We start from the raw sequence: 15,559 nt of genomic DNA on the forward strand, positions 1-15,559 counted from the left end.
AAAATTATTCATTATTTCTCTGCGCCTCAGTGCCTAGCGTAAAGATGAACTCTTCTGCCGACTGACCATGGGAGGACACGGCATGAGTCCGTTTGCCCCATCCCTGCTGCCGGCGTCCGTGATCGAACGCCGCCTGGAAGCCTGGCTCACGCGTCTGCGCGAGTCCGGCTGCGCGGCGTTTGCGGTGGAACTGTGGAACGGCCATCGGGTGGCGCTGGACCAGGCCGCGCGGGTGACCATCCGGCTGCGCACGCCGCGTGCGCTCGCGGCGCTGTGGTCACCCGATCTGGCGCGCATCGGCGAGGCGTATGTGGAGGGCGTCATCGACGTGATCGGCCATCCGCTCGACGCCATCGAGGCGGCCGCCCGCCTGTCCGACGCGGCGGGCGGCACCGGCACGCGTCAGAGCCGCCCGCGACGCCATACCCGCGCGCAGGACTCGTCGGACATCCAGTACCACTACGATGTGTCCAACGATTTCTACCGCGCCTGGCTCGATCCGGAGATGGTGTATTCCTGTGCCTATTTCCGCCGCGACAGCGACCGCCTCGCCACCGCGCAGATCCAGAAGCTCGATCACATCCTCACCAAGCTGCGGGTGCGGCCGGGCGAGCGGCTGCTCGACATCGGCTGCGGCTGGGGCGCGCTCATCGTGCGCGCCGCGCGCGACTATGGCGCCCGGTGCACCGGCATCACGCTGTCGCAGAACCAGTACGATCTGGCGCGGGAGCGCATCCGCGAGGCCGGGGTGGAGGATCGCTGCGAGGTGCGCCTGATGGACTACCGCGACCTGAGCGGGCGCTTCGACAAGATCACCAGCGTGGGCATGTTCGAGCATGTGGGCCTGAAGCAGTTGCCGGCCTACTTCCGCACCCTCCATGCGCTGCTGGACGAAGGCGGCATCGCCATGAACCACGGCATCACCTCGGCCGATCCGGATTCGGGCGAGACGCCGCTGGGCGGCGGGCGCTTCATCGACCGCTACGTGTTCCCCAACGGGGAGCTGCCGCACCTGTCGCTGGTGATCCGCGAGATGAGCGCCGCCGGGCTGGAGGTGCAGGATGTGGAGAGCCTGCGCCGCCACTACGCCCTCACCCTGCGCCACTGGATCGAACGCTTCGAGGCGGCCGGCCCGCGCCTGCGCGAGATGGTCGGCGACAAGCGCCACCGCATCTGGCGCGCCTATCTGGCCGGCTGCGCCTTCGGCTTCTCGCAGGGCTGGATGGGGCTGCACCAGATCGTGGCCACCCGCCGCAACGACCCGGTGGCCGAACACGACTATCCGCTCACGCGCGAGCACATCTACGGCGCCCGCTGAGCCGGCGCCTCAGCCCTCGGCCAGGGCCTCGACCAGGAAGTCGGTGAACGCGCGGATCGCCAGCGAGGCCTGGCGGTGCTGCGGATAGACCACCTGAACCGTCATCGGCGGTGTGGCGAACGCATCGAGCACGCTCACCAGGCGCCCGTCGCGCAGGGCGTCGCCGACGATGAAGCCCGGTTGCCAGGCGATGCCCAGCCCGGCGATGGCCGCGTCGCGCACCAGCTCGCCGTTGTTGGCCAGCAGGCGGCCGCCGACCTGCACCGGATGCGGCCGGCCGTCCACCTGAAAACCCCACTCCACCCCGCGGCCATGGCCGTAGAGCAGGCAATCGTGTTCGGCCAGATCGTCCGGGGTCGCCGGCGCGCCGCGGCCCTCCAGATAGGCGGGACTGCAGCAGGCGACCATCCGGGTCGAGGCGAGCGCGCGGGCCACCAGGGTCGAGTCGGGCAACCGGCCGATGCGGATCGCCATGTCGTAGCCCTCGCGCACCAGGTCCACGCTCCGGTCGTTCAGGTCGAGCTCCACCCGGATCGCCGGATAGCGCAGCATGAAGGCCGGCACCACCGCGCCCAGCGCCAGGGTGCCGAAGGACACGGGGGCGCTGACCCGCAAGGTGCCCTGGACCCGCCCGCCGCGGCTGCTCACCGCCAGTTCGGCGTCGCTCACGTCGTCGAGAATGCGCACCGCGCGGGTGTAGTACGCCTGCCCCGCGTCGGTCACATGCAGGCGCCGGGTGGTGCGGTTGAGCAGCCGCACCCCCAGGCGCGCCTCGAGCGCCATCACCCGCCGGCTCACGAACTGCTTGGACAGACCCAGCCTGTCGGACGCGGCGGTGAAGCTGCCGGCCTCCAGCGTGGTCACGAAGATCCGCATGTCTTCCAGCGCGTTCACATTGTCACCATTAAGTGGACAGTCATACGCATTCTAGGCGATTTATCTGCACCATTGGGGACGCTAAAGTACCACCATCGGACGCACCGAAGCGGTCGCCGAACCCCAACCCCCAACGGAGAACGCCATCATGACCACCCCGACCCGAACCGCCCCCGACTACATCGCCACCACCGGCCGCGCCCTGCTCGCCGCCATCTTCCTGATCAGCGGCGTGGGCAAGCTCGCCGCGCCGGCCGGCACCATCGGCTACATCGCCTCGGCCGGCCTGCCCTTCCCCGAACTGGCCTACGCCGGCGCGGTGTTCGTCGAGGTCATCCTCGCCCTGGCCCTGCTGGTGGGCTACCGGACCCGCCTGAGCGCGGCCCTGATCGCCGCCTTCACGCTGGTGACCGCGTTCGCCTTCCACTTTCACCTGGGCGACCAGAACCAGTTCATCCACTTTTTCAAGAACATCGCCATCGCCGGCGGCCTGCTGCAGATCGTCGCCTTCGGTGGCGGCGCCCTGAGCCTGGACGCACGCCGCACCGCCTGACACCGACACCCCACCGACGCGCCGGCCCATGCCGGCGCCCAACCCGGAGAGACCTCATGATCGAGATCCGCAAGGCCGCCGACCGCGGCGTCGCCGAACACGGCTGGCTCAGCTCCCGCCACACCTTTTCCTTCGCCCACTACGACGATCCGGAGCAGCGCGGCTTCTCCGACCTGCGCGTGATCAACGACGACCGCGTGGCGCCGGGCCAGGGCTTCGGCACCCACCCGCACCGGGACATGGAGATCCTCTCCTACGTGCTCGACGGCGCGCTGGAACATCGCGACACCCTGGGCAACGGCTCGGTCATCCGTCCCGGCGACGTCCAGCTCATGAGCGCGGGCACCGGCATCGCCCACAGCGAGTTCAATGCCTCGGACGCCGAGGGGGTGCACTTCCTGCAGATCTGGATCCTGCCGGCACGGCACGGCATCCGCCCCGGCTACCAGCAAACCCGCGTCGGCGAGGAAGACAAACGGGGCCGGCTGCGCCTCGTCCTGTCGCCCGAGGGCCATGACGGCGCGCTCCGGCTCCACCAGGACGCGCGGGTCTACGCCGGTCTGTTCGACGGCGCCGAGCGCGCCGAGCTGACCCTGGCGTCCGGCCGCGCCGCCTATGTGCATCTGGCCCGGGGCGCGCTGAGCGTCAATGGCGTGCGTCTCGAAGCCGGCGACGGCCTCAAGGTGAGCGGCGAATCGGCGCTCGTCCTGAGCGACGGCGAAGACGCCGAAGTGCTGGTGTTCGACCTGCGCGGCCCTCAAGATTGAAAACGTCGCGGCGAACGGCCTAAAGTCGCCACCACGACGGCCGCCGCACACCGCGGCGGCCGCCTTTCCCCCTGACCGACCCGGTGACCCCCATGCTTGCCCAGATCGCCTTCCTGCTCCTCGGCGCCGTCCTGCTCGTGCCCCTGGCCAAGCGCGCCGGCCTCGGCGCCATCCTCGGCTATCTGGCCGCCGGCATGGCGCTCGGGCCGTGGGGCCTGGGCGCGATCGGCGACGTGGATGCCATCCTCCATTTCGGCGAGTTCGGCGTCATCCTGCTGCTGTTCGTGATCGGCCTGGAGCTCAAGCCCTCGCGCCTGTGGGTGCTGCGCCGCCCGATCTTCGGGCTCGGCGGTCTCCAGGTCGGCCTGACCGCGCTGGTCCTGGCGCTGGTGGCCGTGGGCTTCGGGCTCGACGGCCGCGCGGCCGTCGTGGTGGGTGTGGCGGCGGCCATGTCCTCCACCGCGGTGGTGCTCCAGTCGCTGGCCGAGCGCGGGCAGCTCACCGACCGCCACGGGCGCGACGCCTTCGCCATCCTGTTGTTCCAGGACATGGCGGTGATCCCCATCCTCGCCCTGCTGCCCGTGCTCGGCACCGGCGCCATGCAGCTGGCGCCCCTGCAGATCCTGTGGGGCGTGCTGGCCATCGCGGGGGTGATCGTGGCCGGCCGCACCCTGCTGCGCCCGGTGTTCACCTGGATCGCCACCCTGGGCAGCCGCGAGACCTTCACCGCCGCGGCGCTGCTGGTGGTCATCGCCACCACCCTGCTCATGGAACAGGTCGGCCTGACCGCCTCGCTGGGCGCCTTCCTGGCCGGCGTGGTGCTGGCCGACTCGGAGTACCGCCACGAGCTGGAGGCCGATCTCGAACCGTTCAAGGGGTTGCTGCTGGGGGTCTTCTTCATGGCGGTGGGCATGGGCGCCAACCTGGGCCTGCTCATGGCCGACCCGGTCACCGTGCTCGGCCTCGGCCTGGCGCTGCTGGCGCTCAAGACCGTCGTCCTGTCCGCCATCGGGCGTCTGATCGGACGCCCGGCCGACAGCCGCCGCAAGCTGGCCATCACCCTCGCCCAGGGCGGCGAGTTCGCCTTCGTGATCTTTCAGCTCTCGCGCCAGTACGGCGTGATCGACGACGGCCTCGCCGGCCTGCTCACCATGGCGGTGACGGTGTCGCTGGTGCTGTGGCCGCTGTGGCTGGTGCTCGAGGATCGGGTGCTGGCACCGTTGCTGAGCCGGCGTGTCGAGCCGCAGTTCGACCCCCTCCCCGATACGGCCAACGCGGTGGTCATCGCCGGCTTCGGCCGCGTCGGCCAGATCGTCGCGCGGATGCTCGCGGTGAAACGCACGCCCTTCACGGTGCTCGAGGTGGACCCGCAGCAGGTGGACTATGTGCGCCGCTTCGGCAACAAGGTGTATTTCGGCGATGCCTCGCGGCTGGATGTGCTGCGCGCCGCCGGCCTGGCCGAGGCGCGGCTGTTCGTGCTCGCCATCGATGACGTGGAGGCCTCACTGAAGACCGCCGCCCTGGTGCGCCGGCACTTCCCGCGGGTGACCGTGATCGCGCGCGCACGCAACCGCTTTCATGCCTACAAGCTCATGGACCTGGGCATCGCCGCCCCGATCCGCGAGACCTGGCACGGCAGCCTGGCCATGACCGAAGCGGTGCTGCAAGGCCTCGGCGTGCCCGACGCTGACGCCCGCCAGGCGGTCGAGCGTTTCGCCCGCCAGGACGCCGACGCCCTGGTGCGCCAGCACGCGGTCTACCAGGACGAAGCCCAGCTCATGGCCAGCATCGCCCAGGCCCGCGAGGAGCTCAAGCACCTGTTCGAAACGGACACCCCGGCCGACGACGCGGCGCCTCCGGCCAAGGGTTGAGGGCGGGCGGACTTACAGTTCGACGCGGATGTCGCCGATCACCGCGTTGGCCACCTCACGCGCGGCCTCGACACTCTCGGCCCGCGCCAGCGCCACGCCCAGGCGGCGCTTGCCCGACACTTCCGGTTTGCCGAACAGGCGCAGCTGGGTGTCGGGCCGGTTCAGCGCCGCCTGCAGGTTGCCGTAGCGCATCTGCGTCGATTCGCCCGCCACCAGCAACACCGACGAGGCCGAGGGGCCGGTCTGGACGATGTTGGGGATCGGCAGCCCGAGGATGGCCCGCGCATGGAGCGCGAACTCGGACAGGTCCTGCGAGATGAGCGTCACCAGACCGGTATCGTGCGGCCGCGGCGACACTTCGCTGAAGATCACCTCGTCGCCCTTGACGAACAGCTCCACGCCGAACAGGCCGCGGCCGCCGAGGGCGTCGGTGACCGCCCGGGCGATCTCCTGCGCACGTGCCAGGGCCGCGTCGGTCATGCGCTGCGGCTGCCAGGATTCCTGGTAGTCGCCGTCTTCCTGACGATGGCCGATCGGCGCGCAGAAGCTGGTGACGGTGTTGCCGTGGCCGTCGTCGTGGCGGATGGTCAGCAGGGTGATCTCGAAATCGAAATCCACGAATCCCTCGACGATCACCTTGCCCTGACCGGCGCGCCCGCCCGCCTGGGCGTACTCCCAGGCCGCCTCGATGCGCTCGGCGCTCTTGACGAAGCTCTGGCCCTTGCCCGACGAACTCATGATCGGCTTGACCAGGCACGGCAGGCCGATCTCGGCCACCGCCGCGCGGTAGGCGGCGGCGTCGCCGGCAAAGCGGTAGGTGGAGGTCGGCAGGCCCAGGGTTTCGGCCGCCAGCCGGCGGATGCCTTCGCGGTTCATGGTCAGCTGGGTGGCGCGCGCCGTGGGCACCACGTTGAAGCCTTCGGCTTCCAGCTCGGCGAGGGTGTCGGTGGCGATGGCCTCGATCTCGGGCACGATGCAGTGCGGCCGCTCCTGCTCGATCACCGCGCGCAGGGCGGCGCCATCGAGCATGGAGATGACGTGGCTGCGGTCGGCCACCTGCATGGCCGGTGCGTTGGCGTAGCGGTCCACCGCGATCACCTCGCAGCCCAGGCGCTGCAGTTCGATGACGACTTCCTTGCCCAGCTCACCGGCGCCGCACAGCAGCACCCGGGTGGCGGTGGACGAAAAGGGCGTGCCCAGCGTGGTCATGATGTCCTTCCTCTCGCATGCCGGCGAACGCCGACAGGTTGCAAACAGGGCGTAGTGTGCCTCAGCCGTGTGCCGACGAACATCCCCGGAGCACTCACGCATTCTTACAACGGTTGCGAGATCGAACGCCGGATTCCGGGGTCACAGGCACACGGGACGTAAGCGAAAAAGGAGAGATCGCATGCGCATCAAGCTGATGTTGATGGCGCTGGCCGTGGCGCTGCCGGCGTGGGCCCAGGCCCCCGAATGGCAGGACGCCGGCGGCCTGTCCTACCTGTGCGGCGGCGTGGGCCAGGGCAGCTTCGCCGCGATCCGTGCGCAGCGTGATTCGGCCAGTGTCGAACTGTTGCTGACGGCCGGCGCGCGCGGCATGTACCTGGCGGATGTCACGGTGACGGTGACCGGCCCCACCCTCGACGGCCCGGTCGTCATCCCGCGCGAAGGCCCGCTGTGTCTGCTACGCGTGCCCCCGGCCGCTATACGGTGAGCGCGGAATACGCGGGGCAGACGCTCGAGCACCGGCTCGGCGTGGGCAAAGGCCTGAGCGCGGTGCATCTGAACTTCAAGGAATGAAGCCCGGCCTCAGAGCCCGGGCAGTGCGCGCCCCTTGAGCAGGCGGATGTCGGCGGTGACGACCCGGCGGGCGAAGGGGCGCGTCGAATCGATGCCCTCTTCGTAGCGGAGGATCTCGTAATCGCTGAAACCCTGCTCGAAGGCAAGATGCTCGGCGTTGCGCCGCAGCACCAGGCGGGCTTCGCCGTCGCCGCCGGTGTGCAGCAGCTTGTGCTTGAGGCTGAAGCGCACATGGCGCTCGTCGAGCTGGGCCGCCTGGATCTGCCAGTTCGGCGCCATCGGATCGACCAGGGCCCACAGGGTGACCCCCATGGCGATGTCGGGCATGTCGAGCGTGCCCTGCTGCATGACCATGATCGCCGCGGCGGGCGCGAGCAGCCACTGGCTCGAGGCGCCCTCGCCCGGCCCCGGCAGGCGGTCGATGGTGCTGCATCCGGTCAGCACCAGCAGGGCGATCGGCACGGCACGACGCAGCGGTGTCATGGCGATCATCCCAGGTAGTTGAACAGCGACAGGTTGGTGATCTTCAGGAAGGACTGCTGCGAGGCCTGCAGGTAGGTCTGCTGCAGCGACAGGTCGCTCACCGCCTGGGCGTAATCCACGTCCTGCAGGCGTGACAGGGTATCGGCGTACTGCACGTCCAGGTCGCTGCCCACGTCCTCCAGGGTATTGACCTCGAGCATGCGCGAGCCCACCGAGGCGTGCACCGTCAGCACCTGGTCGAGGCTCTGGTCCATGCCCGTGATGGCCTGGGAGATGGCGCCGCTGACGCCGTTGCTCGAGGGGTTTTCGAGCGCGCGCGTCAGGTTGGTGTACATCTTGAACACGTCCGCGCTGGGCCCGACTTCGAACACGTCGCCCACCGACGGGGTGCCGGCCATCTCGAGCTGGACGTTGCCGAAGCTGAGCGTGGGGCCGGTCTGGCTGGTCACCGCGGCGCCGGTGGCGCGGTCGGTGACGTTGTAGTTGGTGCCGTCCCAGCTCACCAGATACTGGGTGCCGGTGTAGGTGCCGGTGGTCTGGGTGCTGGCGACGTAGCCGGTGCCGCCGTTGGGGTTGCCGGGCACGGCGAAGAACTCGCCCTGCGGCGCCTTGACGTCGTTGAACACCTCGGAGCCGGAGTTGCTCACGCTCATGATGCGCGAGGGCGACACCTGCAAGGTGCGCTGCCCCTGGTCGCCCTGGAAGCTGACCCCGTTGATGTTGCCCACGTAGGGCTTCACGTCGGCCTGGTAGCCGGAGAACATGTACTCGCCGTTGCCGTTCTGGCTGTTGGCCAGACCGAGCAGCGAGTCGAAGCTGGCGCGGATGTCGATGGCGATGGCGCCCCACTCGGAATCGGAGTAGCTGCCGTTGCCGGCCTCGACCGCGCGGGTGCGGGTGTGGGTGATGATGTCCTCGACCGCGTAGAGCTTGTTCTCGAGCAGGTTCAGGGAATCCTTGGCGGAGCCCTGGTTGGTCTGGAAGGTCGAGTTCAGGCTCTGGGCCTGGGAGATCTCGAGCGCGCGGGCCGAGGCGATGGGATCGTCGGACGGCGCCACGATGCGGCGGCCGGTGGCCACCTGCTGCTGGGTATGCAGCATCTGCGTGGTCTGGTCCTGGATGGTCCGGACGCCGGTCTGGTAGAGCATGCCGGTGCTGATACGCATGATCTGGCTCCTATCGGGCGATGCCCAGAATCTCGTCGAACAGGCTTGAGGCGATCGACATCACCTTGGCCGAAGCCTGGTAGGCCTGCTGGTAGCGAATGAGGTTGGCGGCTTCCTCGTCCAGATTCACCCCGGAGAGCGACTCGCGCGTCGCGGTGGCCTGGTCGAGCAGGCTCTGCTGCGCGGTGCGATTGACCTTCACCTCGCTGGTCTTGTTGCCGATCTCGGCGACCAGGTTCGAATAGGTGGACTGGAAGTTGGCGGTCGGGTTGCCGCTCGCCGCGAGCATGGTCTTGGTGGTCTGCAAGGCGCCCAGCGCCACCGCGTTGGTGTTGTCGGCCACCCCCTGGGCGTTGCTCTCGAGGGTGAAGCTGTCGCCGTTGGAGGGCACGCCCGAGAAGGTCAGGTCGATGCCGGCCAGCGGCGCCGGCAGGGTGCGGGTGACGCCGGCCGAATCGGTCGAGGGGTTGTAGGCCACCGAACCGACGAGCGTGTTGGTGCTGTCGCGCACCTCGTAGATATTGCTGCCGCTGTTGAAGCTGAGCGTGTAGTCGCCGATGTGGGGCGTGCCGCTGGCGAAGCCGGCGATGCTGTTCACCTTGACCGCATCGATCGAACCGCTGCCCAGATTGCCGGCGGTCTCGACGCTGCGCACCGGCCCCGCCGCGGCGATGAGCCGGGTGTCGCCGATGGCCACGTTGATGTCCTGGGCCGCGAACCGGGTCGGCTGGATCAGGAAGGATTCGCCCGCGACGGTGGTGCCCGGCGCGGTGATGGTGAGGCCGACATCGGCGGCATTGACGCTGTTGCCGGTGGCCCGGTCGACGAGGTTGTAGCCGCCGGTGGTGTTGGTATAGGTGAGCTTGTAGGTGCCGCCGTTGAGCTTGCCGATGTCGCCGAAATCGACCGTCGGCGTGCTCGTCGCGCCGGCGATGGACTGCACCGAGGGGCTCAGCGGGGTGAAGAAATCGCCTCCCAGATTGCCGTCCAGGTCCTGGCCGAGGCGATGCTGGGCGTTGAAGGTCTCGATCAGGCCGACCGCCACCATGCCCAGCTTGTTCTGCGCCGTATCGAGCGAATCGCGGCGGAAATCGAGCAGGCCGCCGAGCGTACCGCCCGACAGCAGGCTCTCGGGCATCTGCACCGACGAGCCGTTGGGCAACTGCAGGCCGATGGCCAGGCGCGACGGGTCCTCGGTGCTGGGCGTGGCGGTCAGCTGCGTCGTCTGCACCCCGACCACCAGTGGCTGACCGTTGCCGATGAACACGCTGCGCGAGCCGTCGGCCTCGGCCACGGTGGAGACCCGCACCAGCTGGTTGAGCTCGCGGATGAGATTGTCGCGGGTATCGTGCAGGTCGTTGGCCGGCGCCCCGGCCCCGGCGGCCTCGGCGTTGACGATGCGCTGGTTGAGTTCGGCGATCTGGCTGGAGTAGGAGTTGATCGTCTCGACGGTGCTGGAGATGGAGCCCTCGACGCCGTCGCGGATTTCCGACAGGCGCGCGTCCAGATACTGGAAGCGCGAGGCCATCGCCTCGCCACCCGAGATCATCGCCTGACGGGCCGGCACGCTGGAGGGGTTGGCGGCCACTTCCTGGACGCCTTCGAAAAACCCCTGCAGCGCTGGCGACAGGCCGACCGTGGAGTCGGCCAGCAGGTTGTCGAGCTGGCTAATCTGGTCTTCGTAGGTTTGCAGCGCCGAGCGCTTGGTGTCCGCCGACAGCACCTGGTTCTCCAGATACTGGCTGTAGGAGCGGCGCACCGTCTCCACCTGGGTGCCCTGCCCCAGGAACCCGGCGCCGGAGAACAGGCCCGGCTGCTGCGTCTGGACGATGCTCTGGCGGCTGAAACCCGGCGTGGATGCGTTGGCGATGTTGTGACTGGTCGTGGTCAGCCCCGCCTGAGCGGCGTTGAGCCCTGTCACCCCGATGCTGAGCATGCCTGCCATGATGCGTCCTCACAGATGAGTCTTCTTACGGCAGTGACAAAGCAAAACTTTTGCCAGTTACGCAAGCTCATGTAACAGCAAGGATTTTACGGATTTCGAGGGGCGTTTTCCGGCACCGGCAAGGCCGGAGAGGCAAACATTGCCGCCCCGCTTGCCGCCCCCGGCAAGGATGTCGCTCAGCCCGGGAAGGCGTCGCGCAGCGTGGGGCTGTTGATGATGTTGGTGAGCTTTTCCGCGTAGCGCGGATCGGTGGCGTAGCCGGCCGCCTGCAGTTCGCGGGCAAAACCGGCCGCGTCCTGCTGGCCGAGCACCTGGGCGTAGCGCGGATTGCTGCTGATCAGGCGCGCATAGTCGCGGAAGGACTCGGCGTAGGAGCCGTAGGCGCGGAATTTCGACGGCTCGGTCACCGCGCGCCCGTCCACATATTCGGTGGCGGCCACCGCCACGGTGTCGCCCTGCCAGCGGCTGCCGGCCTTGATGTTGAACAGGTTGTGGCTGGGCTGGCCGGCGGCATTGCGCAGCTGGTACTTGCCCCAGCCGGTCTCCAGGGCCGCCTGGGCGATCATGAAGTGCGCCGGGATGCCGGTCTCGCGGCTGGCGGCCTGGGCGTGAGGCCACACCTCGCGCACGAAGGCGGCCGCGTCGCTGGAGATCTCCGCCGGCGTCGGCGCAATGGTGGTCGCCTCGCGGATGGCCGCAGAACGGGCACTCGTGTCCACCGGCGGCACCGATCCGCCCGCGGTGACACTCGGACGGCGGATGACGGTGGCGATGTCGAAGCCCCGGTCGATCTGTTCCTGCGTGGGCGCGGCCGGTGTCTGATCCCCGCCGAGCTGGCGCATCAGGGCGTTGGCCAGCCCGGTACCGCCGCTGGCTGCCATGTTGGCCGCCAGCTGCTGGTCGAGCAGGCCCTGGTAGAGCTTGGTGGATTCGTTGTCCATCAGGCCGCTGCCCTGCACCGAGGCGCGCATGGTCTTGAGCACCATGGCCAGGAACAGGGATTCGAACTGACGCGCGGCGGCCTTGACGGCCTCGGGGTTGTTCTCGCGGGCGAGCCGCTTGAGGTCGCCCATGGCCTTCGGGTCGAGGGTGTTGATCGGCATGCCGTTCATGCCATGCCCCCTGGCCACGCCCCCCGTAGGTCGGACTTCAGTCCGACGTCCACGCGCCGATTCACCACGGGAGTCGGACTGACATCCGACCTACGATCCGACCGGTGGCGAGGGCGGGTGCCGGCCATGCTCAGATCACTTCGAGGTCGGCGCGCAGGGCACCGGCGGCCTTCATGGCCTGGAGGATGCTGATCAGATCCATCGGGTTGGCGCCCAGCGTGTTGAGCGCCTTGACCACATCGGCCAGATTGGCGCCGGATTTCACTTCCATGAGCGCATCGCCTTCCTGGGTGATAGTGGCGCCGCCGGTCTGGCCGGTGACGGTCTGCCCGCCGGACAGCGCATTGGGCTGGCTGACCGTGGTCTCGTTCTGCACCGCCACGGTCAGGTTACCGTGTGCCACCGCGCAATGCTGCAGGGTCACGGTCTGGTTCATGACCACCGAGCCGGTGCGCGAATTGACGATGACCTTGGCCGCCATCAGCTGCGGCGTCACGTCGATGTTCTCGAGCTTGCCGAGGAAGGCGACCCGCTGGTTCGGGTCGGTCGGCGCGCGCACCTGCACCGTGCGCCCGTCGATGGCCTGGGCCACGCCCGGCATGGTGGCGGCGTTGATGGCCTCGACCATGCGGTTGGCGGTGCCGAAGTCGGTGTCCTCGAGCTCCAGCAGGATCATGTCGCCCTGCCCCACCGCGCTCGGGACCGCGCGTTCGACGGTGGCGCCGCTGGGAATGCGGCCGGCGGAGAGGTGATTGACGGTGACCGAGCCGCTGCCGCCCTGGGCGCCGGCCCCGCCGACCACGACGTTGCCCTGGCCCATCGCATAGATCTGGCCGTCGGCGCCCTTGAGCGGCGTCATCACCAGGGTGCCGCCGCGCAGGCTCTTGGCATTGCCGATGGAGGAGACGGTGACGTCGATGGTCTGCCCCGGTCGCGCGAAGGCCGGCAGCTGGGCGGTGACCATCACCGCGGCCACGTTCTTGAGCTGCAGGTTGGTGCCCTGGGGCATCTGCACGCCCATGTTGCCGAGCATGTTGATGATGCTCTGCACGGTAAACGGCGTCTGCGTGGTCTGGTCGCCGGAGCCGTCGAGCCCCACCACCAGGCCGTAGCCCACCAGCTGGTTGTTGCGCACGCCGGCGAAGTTGGCCAGATCCTTGATGCGCTCCGCGTGGGCGCCCACCGTGAGGCAGGCGCACAGCAACACGGCACAGAACCGTAGGGCGGGTTTCAACCCGCCAACCGTCGCGGCAAGGGTATGGCGGATTGAAACCCGCCCTGCGAAGATCGCGCGTGCCGTGTTCATGATCGTCATCCCGTCAGATCGGCAGCAGCATGATGAAGAAACGCTGCAGCCAGCCCATCACCTGGCTGTCGTTCATGTAGCCGCTGCCCTTGTATTCGATGCGCGCGTCGGCCACCTGGGTCGACTGCACGGTGTTGCTGGTGGTCACGTAATTGGGATTGACCACACCGGAGAATCGGATGAACTCGTCGCCCTGGTTGATGGCGATCTGCTTCTCACCCGACACCAGCAGGTTGCCGTTCGGATAGACCTCGATCACGGTGACGGTGATGGTGCCGGTGAACAGGTTGTTGGCGGCGGCGGCACCGGCGCCGTTGAAGCTGCTGTCGGTGCCGGCGTCGAGGCTGAGGCCGGCGAGGTTCTTGAGCGGCATCTTGTTGATGGTGTTGATGCCGCCGCTGATGGACGAGCCCCGGCTGGCACTGGCGTTGGAGGCCTTCTGCGCCGAGGTGTTCTCCACCAGGTTGATGGTGATGGTGTCGCCCACCAGGCGCGCGCGGCGGTCCTCGAACAGGGGCCGCGTGGCGTGGGCCTGGAAGATGGCGCCGTTGGCCGGCGCCATGCCGGCGTGCTGTTCGGGCCGCGCCGACATGGGCTGATGCACCACCGTCGGCGGCGTGGTCTCGAGCGCCGCGCACCCGGCCAGCAGCAGGGTCAGCAAGGCGGTGAGGACGACACGCATGGCGAAGGCTCCCGGATTACAGCTGCGTCAGGCGTCCGAGCATGGCATCGGAGGTCTGGATCGCGCGCGAATTGAGTTCGTAGGCCCGCTGGGTGGTGATCATCTGCACCAGCTCCTCGGCCACGTTCACGTTGGAGTTTTCCACGTAGTTCTGGTTGAGCACGCCGGCGCCGTTGCTCCCCGGGGTGTTCGGCGTGGGGGTGCCGCTGGAGGCGGTCTCAAGATACAGGTTCTCACCGGCACTTTGCAGACCGCCCGGATTGACGAAGGTGGCCACCTGGATGGTGCCGATCTGGGTCGGCGAGGTCTGGCCGGCCTGCTGCACGCTCACGGTGCCGTCCTTGCCGATGGTGATGCTCTGGGTGTCGCTCGGGATCACGATCGCGGGGGTCAGCGGATAGCCGCTGGCGGTGACGATCTGGCCCTGGTTGTCGAGCTGGAAGGCGCCGTCGCGGGTGTAGGCGGTGGTGCCGTCCGGCATCTGGATCTGGAAGAAGCCCTCGCCCTGGATGGCCACGTCGAGCGCGTTGCCGGTCTGCTGCAGGCTGCCCTGGGTGTGGATGCGCTCGGTCGCCACCGGGCGCACACCGGTACCGATCTGCAGGCCGCTGGAGACCTGGGTCTGCTGGGTGGACTGGGCGCCGGGCTGGCGCAGGGTCTGGTAGAGCAGATCCTCGAACACCGCGCGCGAGCGCTTGAACCCGTTGGTGGAGACGTTCGCCAGGTTGTTGGAGATCACGTCGAGCTGGGTTTGCTGGGCCTCGAGGCCGGTGCGTGCGGTCCACAGTGAGCGGATCATGTCGGGCTCCTTGCTGCCCCGTCGGGGGCGTCTGTTCGGCAGGCCGCGTGCGCGGCGGCCCATGCCATCAATCTACGGCGGCCAGCGCCATCACGGTCGGTGAAAGAAGCGCTGAAAAGCCCGCCTGTTTTCAATCTCAGCCAGTGCTCAGCAGCTTGTTGGCGGCCTGGTCGTTGGCCTCGGCCTTCTGCAGCATCTGGGTCTGCATCTCGAACTGGCGCGCCAGCGAGATCATGTTGACCATCTGGTCGACCACGTTGACGTTGCTGCCTTCCAGATAGCCGCCGGCCACCTGGACGGTTTCGTCGAGGGGCGCCGGAGCGCCGCCCTTGACGCGGAACAGGCCGTCGTCGCCGCGCTGGAGGGTCTCCTCGGGCGGATTGACCAGCTTGAGCCGGCCGATCACGTTGACCGCGTTGCGATCGCCGGTGGCGGGAATGGCCGAGATCGAGCCGTCCTTGCCGATCACCACTTCGTTGTCGGGCGGAATGGTGATGGGGCCGCCATCGCCGATCACCGGCTGGCCGCTGCGGGTGAGCAGCACCCCGTCGGGCGAGAGCTGGAAGCTGCCGTCGCGGGTATAGGCCTCCGAGCCGTCGGCGGCCTGCACCGCGAACCAGCCCTTGCCTTCGATGGCCGCATCGTAAGTGCGCCCGGTGTATTGCAGCGGGCCGGTGGAAAAATCGGTGGCGACGCTGGCATCGACCACGAAGGCGCGGCTGGGCAGCGGCGAGTTCTGCACATCCACCGCGCGGAAGCGATGCATCTCTTCGCGGAAGCCCGTGGAGTTGGCGTTGGCCAGGTTGTGCGCAACGGCGTCCTGCTGACCGAGGGTGTGCTTGGCCCCGGTCATGGCGATGTAGATGAGCTTGTCCATGGCGCGCTGTCCGCGAAATCAG

At 68.5% G+C, this 15,559-nt stretch carries 15 protein-coding genes; 5 read left to right on the top strand and 10 right to left on the bottom strand.

Translation table 11 applies throughout. The features are described from left to right. The first annotated feature begins 82 nt into the window (after positions 1–82). Complete coding sequence (locus G3580_RS12380) at positions 83–1,318, top strand: SAM-dependent methyltransferase (protein ID WP_173765949.1); 1,236 nt, start codon at positions 83–85, stop codon at positions 1,316–1,318. A gap of 9 nt (positions 1,319–1,327) precedes the next feature. Here the strand turns inward: G3580_RS12380 and G3580_RS12385 are convergent, their stop codons facing one another. Further along, positions 1,328–2,212, bottom strand: coding sequence for a LysR family transcriptional regulator (locus G3580_RS12385; protein WP_173765951.1), 885 nt, complete (start codon positions 2,210–2,212; stop codon positions 1,328–1,330). Between the two features lie 130 nt (positions 2,213–2,342). On the opposite strand from G3580_RS12385, the gene G3580_RS12390 reads away from it, so the two are divergent. The 3 genes from G3580_RS12390 (at position 2,343) to G3580_RS12400 (ending at position 5,385) form a co-directional block, all read left to right on the top strand. Further along, positions 2,343–2,747 (top strand): DoxX family protein, encoded by a 405-nt coding sequence (locus G3580_RS12390; RefSeq protein WP_173765953.1) that lies wholly within the window; start codon positions 2,343–2,345, stop codon positions 2,745–2,747. Positions 2,748–2,803: 56 nt separating this feature from the next. Further along, positions 2,804–3,514, top strand: a complete 711-nt coding sequence (locus G3580_RS12395) for a pirin family protein (RefSeq protein ID WP_173765955.1) — start codon at positions 2,804–2,806, stop codon at positions 3,512–3,514. A gap of 92 nt (positions 3,515–3,606) precedes the next feature. Then, positions 3,607–5,385, top strand: coding sequence for a monovalent cation:proton antiporter-2 (CPA2) family protein (locus tag G3580_RS12400; RefSeq protein ID WP_173765958.1), 1,779 nt, complete (start codon positions 3,607–3,609; stop codon positions 5,383–5,385). Between the two features lie 12 nt (positions 5,386–5,397). Here the strand turns inward: G3580_RS12400 and purT are convergent, their stop codons facing one another. Further along, positions 5,398–6,594, bottom strand: a complete 1,197-nt coding sequence (purT, locus tag G3580_RS12405; RefSeq protein WP_173765960.1) for a formate-dependent phosphoribosylglycinamide formyltransferase — start codon at positions 6,592–6,594, stop codon at positions 5,398–5,400. A gap of 181 nt (positions 6,595–6,775) precedes the next feature. Here purT and G3580_RS12410 point away from each other — a divergent pair, with 181 nt between their 5' ends. Next, positions 6,776–7,081, top strand: coding sequence for a hypothetical protein (locus tag G3580_RS12410; RefSeq protein WP_173765962.1), 306 nt, complete (start codon positions 6,776–6,778; stop codon positions 7,079–7,081). 95 nt (positions 7,082–7,176) lie between these two features. Here G3580_RS12410 and G3580_RS12415 read toward each other — a convergent pair whose 3' ends face one another. The 8 genes from G3580_RS12415 to flgF all read right to left on the bottom strand — a co-directional run bounded on the left by G3580_RS12415 (position 7,177) and on the right by flgF (position 15,537). Beyond that, complete coding sequence (locus G3580_RS12415) at positions 7,177–7,650, bottom strand: hypothetical protein (protein WP_173765963.1); 474 nt, start codon at positions 7,648–7,650, stop codon at positions 7,177–7,179. A 5-nt stretch (positions 7,651–7,655) separates the two neighbouring features. After that, positions 7,656–8,816, bottom strand: a complete 1,161-nt coding sequence (gene flgL, locus G3580_RS12420) for a flagellar hook-associated protein FlgL (RefSeq protein WP_173765965.1) — start codon at positions 8,814–8,816, stop codon at positions 7,656–7,658. 10 nt (positions 8,817–8,826) lie between these two features. Beyond that, positions 8,827–10,761, bottom strand: a complete 1,935-nt coding sequence (gene flgK, locus G3580_RS12425; RefSeq protein WP_173765967.1) for a flagellar hook-associated protein FlgK — start codon at positions 10,759–10,761, stop codon at positions 8,827–8,829. A gap of 176 nt (positions 10,762–10,937) precedes the next feature. Next, positions 10,938–11,873 (bottom strand): flagellar assembly peptidoglycan hydrolase FlgJ, encoded by a 936-nt coding sequence (gene flgJ / locus G3580_RS12430; RefSeq protein WP_173765968.1) that lies wholly within the window; start codon positions 11,871–11,873, stop codon positions 10,938–10,940. 130 nt (positions 11,874–12,003) lie between these two features. Further along, entirely contained in the window at positions 12,004–13,107 is a 1,104-nt protein-coding gene (locus G3580_RS12435) for a flagellar basal body P-ring protein FlgI (RefSeq protein WP_407670907.1), read from the bottom strand. A gap of 85 nt (positions 13,108–13,192) precedes the next feature. Further along, entirely contained in the window at positions 13,193–13,861 is a 669-nt protein-coding gene (locus G3580_RS12440; RefSeq protein WP_173765972.1) for a flagellar basal body L-ring protein FlgH, read from the bottom strand. Positions 13,862–13,877: 16 nt separating this feature from the next. Continuing rightward, positions 13,878–14,660, bottom strand: coding sequence for a flagellar basal-body rod protein FlgG (flgG, locus tag G3580_RS12445; RefSeq protein ID WP_173765974.1), 783 nt, complete (start codon positions 14,658–14,660; stop codon positions 13,878–13,880). 136 nt (positions 14,661–14,796) lie between these two features. After that, the gene (gene flgF, locus G3580_RS12450; protein ID WP_173765975.1) at positions 14,797–15,537 is read right to left on the bottom strand and encodes a flagellar basal-body rod protein FlgF; all 741 of its coding nucleotides are present in this window, start codon (positions 15,535–15,537) and stop codon (positions 14,797–14,799) included. Between the last annotated feature and the right edge of the window lie 22 nt (positions 15,538–15,559).

The sequence above is a fragment of the Nitrogeniibacter mangrovi genome, assembly GCF_010983895.1.
Classification (GTDB): Bacteria; Pseudomonadota; Gammaproteobacteria; order Burkholderiales; family Rhodocyclaceae; genus Nitrogeniibacter; species Nitrogeniibacter mangrovi.

Excerpts from the sequence above, each read along its gene's own strand:
- G3580_RS12380 (WP_173765949.1), top strand. The coding sequence starts at position 83 with ATGAGTCCGTTTGCCCCATCCCTGCTGCCGGCGTCCGTGATCGAACGC.
- G3580_RS12390 (WP_173765953.1), top strand. The coding sequence starts at position 2,343 with ATGACCACCCCGACCCGAACCGCCCCCGACTACATCGCCACCACCGGC.
- G3580_RS12395 (WP_173765955.1), top strand. The coding sequence starts at position 2,804 with ATGATCGAGATCCGCAAGGCCGCCGACCGCGGCGTCGCCGAACACGGC.
- G3580_RS12400 (WP_173765958.1), top strand. The coding sequence starts at position 3,607 with ATGCTTGCCCAGATCGCCTTCCTGCTCCTCGGCGCCGTCCTGCTCGTG.
- purT (WP_173765960.1), bottom strand. The coding sequence starts at position 6,594 with ATGACCACGCTGGGCACGCCCTTTTCGTCCACCGCCACCCGGGTGCTG.
- G3580_RS12410 (WP_173765962.1), top strand. The coding sequence starts at position 6,776 with ATGCGCATCAAGCTGATGTTGATGGCGCTGGCCGTGGCGCTGCCGGCG.
- G3580_RS12415 (WP_173765963.1), bottom strand. The coding sequence starts at position 7,650 with ATGACACCGCTGCGTCGTGCCGTGCCGATCGCCCTGCTGGTGCTGACC.
- flgL (WP_173765965.1), bottom strand. The coding sequence starts at position 8,816 with ATGCGTATCAGCACCGGCATGCTCTACCAGACCGGCGTCCGGACCATC.
- flgK (WP_173765967.1), bottom strand. The coding sequence starts at position 10,761 with ATGGCAGGCATGCTCAGCATCGGGGTGACAGGGCTCAACGCCGCTCAG.
- flgJ (WP_173765968.1), bottom strand. The coding sequence starts at position 11,873 with ATGAACGGCATGCCGATCAACACCCTCGACCCGAAGGCCATGGGCGAC.
- G3580_RS12440 (WP_173765972.1), bottom strand. The coding sequence starts at position 13,861 with ATGCGTGTCGTCCTCACCGCCTTGCTGACCCTGCTGCTGGCCGGGTGC.
- flgG (WP_173765974.1), bottom strand. The coding sequence starts at position 14,660 with ATGATCCGCTCACTGTGGACCGCACGCACCGGCCTCGAGGCCCAGCAA.
- flgF (WP_173765975.1), bottom strand. The coding sequence starts at position 15,537 with ATGGACAAGCTCATCTACATCGCCATGACCGGGGCCAAGCACACCCTC.